The sequence below is a fragment of the Pantoea sp. sgz302252 genome (assembly GCF_042610525.1).
GTDB lineage: Bacteria > Pseudomonadota > Gammaproteobacteria > Enterobacterales > Enterobacteriaceae > Erwinia.
Genome location: NZ_JBHDVM010000005.1, coordinates 401104 through 414434, shown reverse-complemented (window position 1 = coordinate 414434; position 13331 = coordinate 401104). Strand labels below are relative to the sequence as shown.

The following is a 13331-nucleotide window of genomic DNA, read 5'->3' as shown; positions in this document are numbered from 1 at the left end:
CTGGCCATATTACCCAGCATCTGGCTGCCGATCGGGCCGCCGCTGCTCATGCCCACGCTCTGGTGCTCAACCTTGTAATCCGCGTGGTTTTCAATGTTGCTGAAGCCCAGCGTGCCGGTATCGAGCTTATTGAGGCTGGCATCCGCCGTCGAGCCGATAACCGCACCATTCAGCTGCGTGTGCTCGCCGACCGTCACGTCAAAGCCGCCTTTACCTGCGAAGATGCCCGTCTGTTCGTTCACGCTCTGCCAGGTGCTGTGCATCTTGTCCCGGCTCAGGTTCACGCTGACCGAGCCGCCGCCTCCGCCGAAGGTATAGCTGGCTCCGGCGCTGGCGCTCTGCTGCTTCGAATCGTAGCGGTCGCTGTCCTGTTCCGAGGTCAGCGTCAGGTTACGTCCGGTATCCACCTTCACGCTGTTGCCGCTGACCTGCGCGCCCTGAAGCAGCGTGTCGCGTCCGGCGTTCAGGCTCAGGGCGTTGCCCGCGTTCAGCGTGGTTTCCGTATGGGTCACGCCGTTGCCGTTCTCGCGCCCTTTGCCGGCGTTGACGCTGGCCGATACGTTGAAGCCGGTACCGCCTGAACCTGCGGTCAGCCCCACGCCGATGCTGCCGCCCTTACTGCTGTTGGTGCTGTCGGTGCGCTCGCTGTTCTGTGCTGAAAGCAGGTTGATATCATTTTTTGCCGTCAGTGCCATATCGCCGCTGGCATTGAGCTGGCTGCCCTGCACGGTGATATCGCCCTGGCTGGCTGCCTGCGCACCCGTGGCGGTAATATTCAGATTGCCGCCCGCGCCCAGCGAGCTGCCCTGCGCCTGGCGGCTTTCACTGCGGGTTTCGCTTTTCGATGACTGGCTGCCGTAAGAGAGGTTGACGCCAACGGTGTCGGTCGAGCCTTTTTGATAGCCCTCATCGCCCGGCTTCAGGCCCAGCGCTTCATTATGCGCGTTTGCCGCAGCGGTCTGCGCGCCATCCATTTCATAAGCCTGCTCCGCCTGCTGCACGCTTAGCGCCGCTTTAGTGGCCTGTAAGGCTTTCATACGGCCGTCGCCAGTTTCCGCCGCCGTATGGGCGACCTGCGTCGCCGTGTTCAGCGCGGAGCCTACGGTGCCGGAAAGCGCCAGCGTCAGGCCACTCTGTTTCTGTTCGGTTTTGGTCAAAGAGGTATGGCTGTTTTCCGCCGCGGTGATCGCTACGTCGCTGCCGCTCAGCGTCAGATCCTTGCCTGCGATAACGTCGCTGCCGTGGACGTTAAGCTGATTATTGGCGCTGAGGGTAACGTTGCCGTCGCTGCTGCCGATGGTGCTGCCCTTGTTCAGCGAGCCGCTGGCGTCAGTAGTGCTTTTCTGCATCGCCTGGCCAACGGTGAAGCCGATGCCGCCGGTGCCCATCAGGCCCGATTTTTTCTCTTCGCGCTGATGGATTTCCTGGCTGGACTCGCCTGCGGTGGTCACGTTGAGATCGCGGCCCGCGCTCAGCGCGACGTCCTGCGTGCCCGCCACGTTGCTGCCCGTAACGGCGATATCACGGCCCGCCTGAAGCTGGACGCTGTCGCCGCTAAAGGTAGTGCTGAGCGCCTGCTGGTTATGCACCTCGTCGTGCGTTTCCAGGCTGCTGCCCGACAGCAATCCTTTGCTGCTCTGTTTGCTGTGCTCAACCAGATCGCTGCGGTCGTTGCCGGCGTTCAGCATGATGTCGCGTCCGGCGCTGGCGGTCAGCGCGCCGCCAGCCGTGACGTCGGCAGCGCTGGCTTTGATATCCTGTCCGGCGCTCAGCGTCAGGCTTCCCGCCGCGTTAATGCGCGTACCTACATCAGTCTGCTGTGACAGTCGACGATAATTATCGCTGCCCCAGCTGTCGTTTTCGCTGTGCTGCGTGGTGACGGTGCCCAGCGTCAGATCTTTGCCCGCCTGGATACGCGTCGTGCCGTTCGCGCCTGCATTGCCGATATCGCTGGCGGCCAGCGTGATATTGTTCAGCGCGCTTAGCGCCAGCGTGCCGTCGCTTCCCTGAACATAGATGCCCGCCGGACGATCCACCCATCTGTCTGTGCCGTCGCTCCGCAGCGTCGACTGGCTGGTGATATCGTGGCCTGCCAGCAGCGAAACGGATTTATCGCCGCTGATGGTGCCGCCAAGGTTGTTGATATCCTGACGCGCGGTCAGGCTTACCTCATTACCATCGATATAACCGCTGTTGGTCAGCGACTGCGCGGTGAGCTGCGTGACTTCCCTTCCCAGAATAGTGCCGCTGTTGGTTATATCTTTTTGCGCGTTAATAGCCACGCTACCGCCACCGAGCAACGCGCCGTCGCCGGTTAAATCCCCTTCTTTGACTTTCGCATAGACCTGAGGCACCAGCACGGTTTGCTGCGTACCGTCCGGCAGCGTTACCGTCTGATTCACCAGCCAGACGATATCGCTGGTCAGCAGCGCCATCTGCGCCGGGGTCAGCGCCACGCCCAGCGTCAGCTGATATTCCTTGCCGAAGGCGATGCCGTTGTTCATCAACCCGCGATACTGATCTTCATCGCTGCCGTAGCCGCTGATATAGCGGCCACCGGTCAATTGCGTGACCTGATCGCGTACCAGCCTTTGTTCATAATAGCCGTCGCCCAGCCGTTTCAGGATCTGGCTGCCGTCCGTGGTCAGCGCATTTTGCATGTAGTCGCTACCCAGCCACTGCTTTTGATTTACGAAGCGTGGATCGGTTTCCACCAGATAGCGGCTGTCGCTGGCGGGCTGTAGCTGATACAAGCTGTTGTCCGGCAGGCGCGTGTCCGGCGAAACGGCGCGGATCACTGGCGTAATGGTTTGCCCGTCAACCACCGTAGAAGGCAGCGTTAATGAAAACTGCTGTCCGTTCGGCAACAGTAACGGATTATTTTTGACATCGCTAAGTTTATCAAGGGTTAATGTGCTGTCGTAACGCTCTCCGGCGGGCAATAGCATGTCGCCGCTGGCTACGCTGCCCAGCGTTACCGCTGTTTTAGCCTGCTGGCCTTTTATCGCGCCGACCGTACCGGCCTGGGCAGTTACCGCCTGCTGTTGCAGACCATTAGTTTGATAGCCGCTGCCCTGCGGCGCGGCATTGGCCTGCCACGTCAGCGTTTGTAGATCGATAGTTTCCGTTACCGGCGCTGGCGCGTAGTTGCTGCTGCTTTTGCCCTGCGAGGTTTTAGTGCCGCCAAGTTTCTTTTTCTTCTTTTTGGCGTACCAGCGTACCGATTTGCCTTTATCCGTAGTGACGCGCGTCCCTTTGGTCGCCTCGTTATCCAGCTCGCCAATCTGGCCGCCCAGCGCCGCGCCTGCCACTATCTGGCTATCCTGGTTTGTCAGCCGGTTGGCGGTAAAGGTCATATTGCCGCCCGAGAGGATTTTCCCTGGATCGCTCGATTTAATCTGCGTTTCTTTGACTACGCGCTGGTAGGTGTATTCGTAAAATTCGCTGCCGCTGGTGCCGTCCGGCATGCGGGCGCTGTGGACGTTGTATTTATTTTTATGGCTGGTATCCACATCGGCCCAGTCAAAGCGATCGGTATGGCCTTTCAGGACGGCATCATGATGCTGGGCGTTTTCCGTGGTGACGATTTTCGTGGTGAGGTTGCGGTTAGTGTTGTTCACTTCGGAAACAGCGATAGTTGCATCGCGGCCGGCTTCAATGGTCGCGCCATCATTATTCAGCTGCCGGGCCTGTCCGATTGCGTGGTAGCTGGCATCCAGCTGGCGGCCAAAATGCATATCGCCGTCGCTGTAGATTAACGCGTGATCGCGGTTATTGATGGTATCGGCACCTACGTCCAGCCTCTCCCGCGCAGCGATAACGGCAGCCTTGCCCTTATCGCTGAGGTTATTCAATACCGTAGCGGCAATAGCGATACGATCGCCGTAAATACGGCCCGTGCCAATATTGTTCAGTACGTTAGCCGTAAGATGCGTCAGGCCGCCGTCAATCAGCCCGGTGTTGGTCAGGGTATCTGCTGCTGCGATATGCGTTTCCTGCGCGCTGATTTCACCCTTTTTGTTGTTGGTGATGTTCTGCGCAGAGAGCCAGAGCGCCTGCTGGGCGCCGATCGTGCCGTCGTTAGTCAGGTTGCCGCCCGTGGTCAGCCGCAGCGTGCCGTTAGCTTTAACTTCAGAAGCGTTCTGAAAATCTCCCGCCAGCGTAATATCAAGATCGCCCTGCGACAGCACCTGCCCGTCGCCGCTTAGCGAGGCTGCACTGATTTGGGCCTGGCTGTCGGCGATCAATGTTCCTTTGCGGTTATCGATAGCAAGCGCCTGGCCCTGAGCCGCATCCTGGACAATCAGCGTATTGGCGGAGGAGATTAGCCCATTGAGGTTTTCCAGCGCCTGACGCACCGTCAGCGAGAGCAGGTTGCTCGCCCGTAGCGCGCCTTTGCTGTTATCCAGCGTATCGATTTGCAGCGTCAGCGTGCCGCCTTCAATGCCTTTGTTGTTTTGCTTGCTGTTCTGGTTGATTAGCCGTGGCGTAACGATATCCAGTGCCTGACTGCCGTGGATCAGGCCGCCCGTGTTGTCGAGCTTTTGCGTCAGCACAAGGCTGGCGTTGTCCACACTTTGCAACTGCCCGGACTGGTTATTTAGCTGACCGGCCTGAAGCGTTAGCGTGCCGGCAGAGAACAGTTTACCGTTCTGGTTTTGTAGCCCATTCGCGCCCAGGTTTAAATCTTTGCCGCCCTGGATTTGCCCCTGCTGGTTGTCCAGTTCACCGCTGGCAATACGGGTGTTTTTCGAACCGGCAATCAGGCCGCGCTGGTTGCTCAGCGTCCGACCTGCGGTATCGATAGTGATATCGCCCGCCGACTGGAGCTTGCCGTCATCGTTATTGAGCGCCTGGCCGCTGTATGCCAGCCCGCCGTTGCCCGCTATCTGGCCCTGACTGTTGTTCAGCTCGCCGGTATGCAGCGTCGCCTGATTGCCTGCGGCAATAAAGCCAGTGTGGTTATCCGTCGCGCCGCTGCGTATATCGAGATCGTGCATGGCGACGATGCCGCGCTGGCTGCCGCTGCCGGTATTCACCAGCTGCTGGCCCTGAGTATCAAGCAGCAAATCCGTGCCTGCCTGTAACAAGCCGCCCTGATTTTCCACTTTACCGCTGAGCAGGCTGAGCAGGCCGCTGCCGCCGTTCAGGACGCCGTCCTGATTATTGACATCGCCAGCGACGATATCCGTCCCGGCTTTACCCGTGAGATCGCCTTTTTGGTTGTTTAGATTACCCGAACGCAGCCTTAGCTTGCCGCCGCTGAACAGGCCACCTGCGGTACCGCTATCGCTGTTATTCAGGCTGTTGCCGTGCGTATCCAGCAGCAGGTCGCCAGCGGCTTCAATTCTGCCCGCGCGGTTGTTCAGCTCGCCGCTGTCCAGCTGTAAAACGCCGCGAGCCCCTAACTGCCCAAGCTGATGGTCGAACGTCTGCTGATGCGTATCTACGGTAACGTTCTGCCCGAGAATGACGCCGCTGCCGCCGTTTATCTGGCCGGTTGAGAGCAGTAGATCGCCGCCTGCAATGATGCCGCCAGTAGTGCCGCTGTCGCTGTTAGTTAGCTGCGCGCCCTGCGTATCCAGCGACAGCGCATCACCTGCCTGCAGCAGACCATGCTGGTTTTCTACCGCGTTGGTTATCAGCTTCAGCGTTTTATCTGCAGCGAGCGTGCCGTGGTTATTGGTTAAAACGCCGCTGTTTATGTTTGCGTCACCCGCTGCCACTATTGCGCCTGTACTGTTATCTGTGTCGCCACTGTTTAACAGCAAATCACCGCCCGCAATAATGCCGCCCGTCTGCGCGCTTTGCTGGTTATCCAGCGCTCCGGATGCAAGCTGCATGTCGCTGCCGGACTGAATACGCCCCGCCTGGTTATTTAATTCGCCGGTCTCCAGCAGCAATGTGCCCGAAGAGCTGAGGATACCGCCCTGATGCTGGAAATCCTGCTGATGCGTGTTAATGGCAATATTTCGCGCCTGGATAAAGCCTTTGCCGCCGTCGATTTCACCCGTCGCCAGTTGCAGATCGCCTCGTGCTACGATACCGCCACGCTCGCCGCTGTCGCTGTTGATCAGGCTTGCGCCGTGCGTGTCCAGCGAAAATTCGTCACCCGCCTGAAGTAAGCCGCGCTGGTTATCTGTCGCGCCAGTATCGAGAGAAAGCGCCCGATCTGACATCAGAACACCATCAGCATTAACCAGCGCTCCGCTGGTGATATTGCTGTCTGAGGCCGCAGCGATTACGCCCCGGCTGTTGTCTGTGTCGCCGCTGGCGATGGTGAGCGTGCCGCCGCTGATTATTCCGGCTTTGCCGCTGTCGGTATTGGTTAACGCTGCGCCGTGGGTATTGATTGCCAGAGCCTGGCCGGACTGAATCAGGCCCGCGTCATTCTTCAGGTTGCCACTGTCGAGGTTTAGCGCGGTCTGCGCCACTATATTACCGCTGGCGTTGTTCAGTTCGCCTGCCTGCGTAGCAACAGAGAGCTGTTTGCCCAGCAGCGTACCGCCCTGGTTGTCCAGCCCAAGACTCTGTGTAGTTAACTGCTGCTGCGCCTCTATACGCCCTTTGGCGTTATCAATGCGCTGGCGCGTTGTCAGCCTGGCTTCGCCGCCTGTGGCAGAGATCACGCCCCGCTCGTTTTTCAGGCTTGAGGCGGAAAGATTCAGGTTATGGCCAGCGAGCATTGAGCCCTGCGTGTTGTTCAGCACCTCATTCGCGCTGACCTGCAAATCGCCCTGCCCGGCAGCCAGTAGCGTGCCGCGACTGTTATCCAGGCTGCCTGACGCTATACGCAAATTGCCGCCGCTTTCGATGCGGCCATCCTGGTTTGCCATCGCGCCTGCCACATCCAGCGCCATTTCGCCCTCGCCGCGCTGCGACAGGATCCCCTGTTGATTATTCAGCGTGTCAGATTTGAGCGTTAACGCCTGCGCCTGGGTATGCCCCTGCGAGAGATCAAGATCGCTGCCGGTTATCTCTAACGCGCCTGCCGACAGGACACTGCCCTGATTGCCGTCCAGCTGCGCGATATTCAGCTTTAATTTGTCATTCCCCGCCAACTGTAGCGTGCCCTGCTGGTTCTCCAGCTGACGCGCATCAAGCGTAAGATTGCTGCCGTTGCCCGCGATCAGGCCGCTGCGGTTATCAATGCTGTCGGCTTTAATAACCGTGTCGCCTTCGTTGACGATGGTACCCTGATTGTTCAGCAAGGCACCGGTATTCAGCGCCAGCGACTGCTGGTTTTGCTGCCGCAGCAGGCCGCGATTGTTGCTGATGTTTTTTGCCGTGACGCTCAGGCTGCCCGCGGAAAGTTTGCCCTCATCATTGTTTAGTTTTGTCGCGGCGCCGATCTGAACCGCTCTGGCGGATAAGGTTGCGCCCGCAGTGCTGACATCGTCCTGTGTAGAAGCCAGCCCAATGCTGTCGGCTGAAGTCTGGCTGCCAGAAAAATCCACCCGGCTGCCCTGAGCCTGAATTTGGTCGTGCGCCAGGTTTTTTCCCTGCGCCCTTAGCTCACCCTGGCTGGTCAGCGACAGATTGCCCGACTGTGTCAGCGCGCCGCTGCCGTCAACGCCTGCAGCCAGTGTGCCCTCGCTCGTGCTCTCAATACGGTTGGCGCTAAGCGTTGCGTTACTGCCCGCGCTAACCAGCCCGCTGTTTCGCAATGTTCCATCTGCCGAAAGCGTCACTGTCTGTTGCGAGAGTATTTTGCCGCTGTTGTTCTGGTCACTTTTACTGGCGATCTGCAAAGCGTCGCTGCTTTGCAGTGTGCCGCTGTTTTCCAGCTTGCCGTCCACGCTCAGCTTCAGCTCACCAGCGCTTGCGCCCAGTTCCCCCGCGTTACGTACGCCCACGCCTTTCTCGGTGCCGGTCAGGGTAATTTTATTAGCGTACATGCCGCCTATTGCCGCTACGTCCAGTGCGAATGCAGGACGTGTAGCTTCATCGCTGGCTTTAACCGCAGTGACGCCGCCATCGGCCGAAACCTGGTTTTTACCGGTAACCACGTTAAGGTCGCGGGCATGAAGTTTGGCGTTGACGGTGACCGACTGCGCGATGATTTGGGTGTAATCGGCATCGCTGTCCTGCAGGCCTTTGCCTTCGATATTGACGCGGCCGCCGTTGACGTCAAACCCTTTAAGCTGGCCATTCTCCATGACTGCCTGGCCAGTGGTCAGGGTATTACGGCTGGCATTGATAAAACCGCAGCCGTTGCAGGTAATGCCAGAAGGATTGGCGATCACTACCGCCGCGCGTTTTCCGGCGACTTCGATAAAGCCGTTGAGCTGGCTGGGATTACGGCTGTTGACCTCGTTAAGGATAACGCTGGCTTCCTGCTTTGACAGCCAGGGATTAGCCGCCACCATGCCGCCCAGCTGCGTGCGCGTGTTCTGATGACTGTTGTTCAGGATGACGCCGCGTCCGTCGACGTCGAGCTGGCTGTATTTATTACGCGATACGCCCTGGCCGTTCGGTGTCTGAATATTGATTTGCGGCAGGCCGTTGGCAGTAGACATTACCGTCGGCTGCTGATTGCCCGGCGCGCTGCTGTCTGCCACGATATTCGCCTGCGCCGGTAGCGCCACGGCGCCTGCTGCCAGCCAAAGCGCAAAACTAAGCGGGTTGATGCGCACCTGCGCTTCCTTACGCGTGGCACGCTGACGGCGACGAGCGGCATGGCCGTAACCGCTGCGGGCAATTTCAGGTACCACCATCAGCATGCCGCGAACTTTATTGAAGATAATGCGATAGCAAAGCTTGTTCATAACGGGCGCAATCCCTTGTCAATGGTGAAATCAGTAATTCCAGTTCAGGCTAAAGCCGAAGGTCACCGGATCGGTTTTAAATCCGGCAGGTTTGGCAAGTGGTATACCGGCAAATAAGTCATAGCTGAGGTTGGCTGGCGTGATAGCGCCGCGCAGACCGGCCACGCCGCCAGCCAGATGCTGTCCGCGCAGCCCGCCCTGGGTAGTACTGTTGCCTGCTACTTCGCCATAGTCAGCGCCCAGGTAAAGTTCCTGCGCCGGAAGCGGCGTCTGCCAGGCCAGCGTGTTTTGTACCGTCCAGCCGCGGCTGGCGCTCAGCGTCCTTTCGCCGTCGAAGCCGCGCACCGTCCAGCGGTTGCCGATAGCGAACTCGTCCTGCGGCGTCAAAGGCGTATTGCTCATCTGCCGACGGTATTGGATGTTGTAACTTAAATGCTGGTTACCCAGTGAGAACGGCGCATTTAGCCCGGCCTGCCAGGTCAATATTTTCGCCAGCGCGGTTGCGTAAGTGGCATCGTCAAAAGATTCTTCCCACGCGGGCAACGCGCCAAACCAGCGGGTGCCGCGCTGATAGCTGACGCCCGCATCCAGCGTGGCCGCGCCAATATAGTGACGATGGGCAAGCCCCAGCCGCCAGGCGCTGGTGCGGCGCTGCTGGCTGACAACTTCGGTATCGTTAATAAAGTTGCGCGATTCCTTTACCAGCACGTCATAAGTTGCCGTGGTTTTCGAGGTGGCGTTGCGATGCAATACCCGGCTGATTTGCAGATCCAGCGAACGGCTGTCGCCTGCATACAGAAAATCCCGGCTATAGCCAGCGACTGTCTGGTGATAGTCGTAGTCGCTGGCGGTCACGCCAAACAGCCACCATCCCAGCGGCACCGAATAGTGCCCCGCCAGGCTTTTGCTGCTTTTTCTGCCCGCAAACCCCAGATCCCGACTGGCCGTCAGGTAAAACAGATCGCTCATTGAAGTAGGGTTATCCAGCGCCAGCATGATACCGCTCTGGTAACGGCCAGTGCTTTCCGTGCCGGAATCGTCCAGCCAGGCACCCAGCCGCCAGAAACGATGCTGTGTGCGCTCGATAACAATGTCGCTTTCGCCAGGTTTATCGCCCGGCTGCAGCGCCATTTTTGCTTCTACGGTCGGCAGGCGCTGCAGGTTTTCCAGCCCCTGTTCAATATCCCGCAGATCCAACAGTTCGCCGTTATGCGCGGGCATGGTGGGATAAAGGCTGACGTAGCGCGATGAGGCGGAAGACAAAATAACGTTGCGTATTTTACCCGGAACGATCAGCAGCCTGAGTTCACCCTGACGCAAGTCCTGCGGCGGTGCCAGAACTCGCGTAGTGACCCAGCCATGATTAATGAGCCGATTTTGCAGCAGGCTCATTAGCTGGTTGATGCCCTGTACGCCCAGACAGTGTCCGACTGCCTGACTGGCCAGCCGCTGTAAGGGCACCCAGTGTGGCAACGCCTGCTGGCCAGAAAGGCTGACCCGGTTAATCACAAAGCAAGGGTGTTCCGCCGGGAAAGCCAGCCGGGAAGGAGCCGGAACGGGATCGGCAAGACGGATATCGGGTGCCTGCGGCGTCAACTTTTGCTGCCGGGCTTTCTGCTGTTCCTGCTGATGCTGTAGCTGTTCATCGCCTGGCGCAGCCTGAGCGCCGGCCAGCCAGATAAGGGTGCCCGCAAACAGCACCGCAGAAAGGCGGCTTTTTTCTTTTCCCTGCATAATTTTCCCGGCCACTTAATTTGTAACAAAATGTGTTAACTGCGTTTTTATGCGCACATTATGCACCTGACCTGAGAAACATCAAGTAAAAACTAGCGAAAAATTTACGTATTCCTTACAATGCTAAGCGACACCGGTAAGCTAAATAAGTAATTTAACTTACTAATTTGATTTAAGTGATGCCGCTTGCGTAAAACTAAAACAGAATACCTGAACTCATCAAAATGCTGATGCGTGCCTCGAACCGGGATTACCTGACTGAAAAGAAAGGAGCTTGTAAGAAAGGGATTTGGGCTTTACTGATTTTATAAAAGAGTAATGAGGATTTCATAATCGCATTTAAGATTAAACGCCAGGAAAGAAGCGCTCGGTAATTAAATTTAGCTTAAGTAATAACCTTAAGGAATCATCTGATTCAGAAGAAAAGGGAGGGTGTCAATACTAAAATTAAAGGATTAGGAAAAAGATTAAACCCTACTGCTTTAATCTTTCTGCCTGTCGAAGCCGCGTATAAGACGGCTGCGTTATGCTGCATAACGATGCGGCTATCTGATACCAGTGAACTGGTCTTTTTATCGGGTAAAAGGCCAAAAAAAAGCCCCATCTGCAAAGATGAGGCTGGATTTCGTGCTGGGAGGCTGTTTACGCCTGGTTCTGACCGTTAAGGATCAGTTGCCCATCGCTGTTTAGCGGAATACGGGTACCGGGATCGTTATCCATCCGGATTTTGCCCTGCTGGTTGCCGATTTTGTAGGTTACGTCGTAGCCCAGGGTTTTTTCCTGCTTGTCGTAAACAGTCTTACAGCGCTGCTCGGTGGTGGTGTAGGTATCGCGATCCTGCATGGCGCCCTGCACCTGATTACCGCCGTAGCCGCCAGCCAGCGCGCCTGCTACGGTAGCGACATCTCTTCCTCTTCCGCCACCGAACTGGTGGCCCAGCACGCCGCCCGCGACCGCGCCCAGCACGGAACCGGCAATACGGTTTTCATCCTGTACCGCGCGCCTGTGGGTCAGCGTAACGTTGCGGCACTCCTGACGCGGATTTTTTGTGGTCTCTTTGATTGGCGTAGCGGAGAGCACCTGAGCGAACTGTGGCCCGCGATCGAACACGTTCATTCCCGCCACGGCGGCGACGCCCAGCGCGGCCGCTACCCCAATTCCAATACCTGCCAACATTGATTTATTCACAGGGCTGCCTCCTGAAACGGTTATCGCGCATCTTTAACCGTTGCCCGCCAGGGGCGTACGCGACGCGCTTTGTCCGTTAAAGTTTGCTTATCAGGACCAGTTATGACAATAAGAATTCAGGACGAAATAATCGTTTAAAGTCAAATGCAAAAGCTTTTAAGAGAGTTCCTAGGGCGGGCTGAGACAGAAGAAAGGCTTATAACAGCGGGGCCGCTATAAGCCTGATTACTTTACCTGGGGCGGATCTAACTTAGTGCAGTTTGAGACGCGGGCGAATTACGCGGTTGATGCTGCCGACCAGCATCATCAGACCCGTTTTAAAATAGCCGTGCAGCGCCACCTGATGCATACGGTACAGCGAGATGTAGACAAAGCGTGCGATACGCCCTTCTACCATCATAGAGCCGCGCATCAGGTTACCCATCAGGCTACCTACCGTACTGAAGCGTGAGAGCGAGACCAGCGAGCCGTGATCTTTATAGACATAAGCTTTTTGTTCGCGCCCTTTCATTTGCGCAAGGATATTGTCCAGCACACGCGATGCCATCTGGTGGGCAGACTGCGCGCGAGGAGGAACAAAACCGCCAGACGGCAGCGCACACGAAGCGCAATCGCCAATCGCGTAGATATCCGGATCGCGGGTTGTTTGCAGCGTCGGCTGCACCACCAGCTGGTTGATGCGGTTGGTTTCCAGGCCGCCAATCTCTTTCATAAAGTCCGGCGCTTTGATGCCTGCGGCCCAGACCATTAGATCGGCGTTGATAAACTCGCCCGATTTAGTGTGCAGGCCGTTTTCATCGGCGCTGGTAACCATAGTTTGGGTCAGCACGCGCACGCCTAATTTGGTTAATTCCTGATGCGCGGCGGTAGAGATACGCGGCGGCAGTGCAGGCAGAATGCGCTCGCCTGCTTCCACCAGCGTTACGTTCAGCGCGCTATTGTTCAGGCCCTTATAGCCATAGCTGTGCAGCTGTTTTACCGCGTTGTGCAGCTCGGCGGAAAGCTCCACGCCGGTTGCGCCACCGCCGACGATAGCGATATTGACCTTCTCCTGGCTGCCTTCGCTGGCGGAGAATTTCAGGAAGAGGTTCAGCATTTCGTTGTGAAAACGGCGCGCCTGATGCGGATTGTCCAGGAAGATGCAGTGATCTTTCACGCCCGGCGTGCCGAAATCGTTGGAGGTACTGCCCAGCGCCATTACCAGCGTGTCGTACGCCAGCTCGCGCTCGGGTACCAGCAGCTCGCCCTGCTCGTTGCGGATTTCCGCCAGATGCAGTTTTTTGTTATCACGATCGATTTCGGTCAGCGTGCCCAGCTGAAACTGGAAATGGTGATTACGGGCGTGGGCAAGATAGCTCAGCGCGTCAATCCCTTCATCCAGCGATCCTGTGGCTACTTCGTGCAGCAGCGGCTTCCACAGATGGCTGTGATTGCGATCCACCAGGGTTATTTCCGCCTTTTTCTTCCTTCCCAGTTTCTGACCAAGCTGCGTCGCCAGCTCAAGCCCGCCGGCTCCTCCGCCGACAATAACGATCTTCTTCATTGGTGTAGTCAAACGACCCCCTTAAATTGTGAACCAGTCGTTAATTAAAGGTTAAATAATATCCTTAATTAACATAGGGTTGGCGATTTATTCGCTAT

General features: G+C 57.4%; 4 protein-coding genes. All 4 read right to left on the bottom strand.

From position 1 onward, the window contains the following. Positions 1-8768, bottom strand: an 8768-nt coding sequence (locus ACETPC_RS12230) for a hemagglutinin repeat-containing protein (protein ID WP_380181722.1), incomplete at its 3' end; no start/stop codon positions are given. Positions 8769-8798: 30 nt separating this feature from the next. Beyond that, positions 8799-10502, bottom strand: a complete 1704-nt coding sequence (locus ACETPC_RS12225; RefSeq protein WP_380181720.1) for a ShlB/FhaC/HecB family hemolysin secretion/activation protein — start codon at positions 10500-10502, stop codon at positions 8799-8801. Positions 10503-11144: 642 nt separating this feature from the next. After that, positions 11145-11690, bottom strand: a complete 546-nt coding sequence (locus ACETPC_RS12220; protein ID WP_380181718.1) for a glycine zipper 2TM domain-containing protein — start codon at positions 11688-11690, stop codon at positions 11145-11147. A 250-nt stretch (positions 11691-11940) separates the two neighbouring features. After that, positions 11941-13245, bottom strand: a complete 1305-nt coding sequence (locus tag ACETPC_RS12215) for an NAD(P)/FAD-dependent oxidoreductase (RefSeq protein WP_380181716.1) — start codon at positions 13243-13245, stop codon at positions 11941-11943. Positions 13246-13331: the final 86 nt, after the last annotated feature.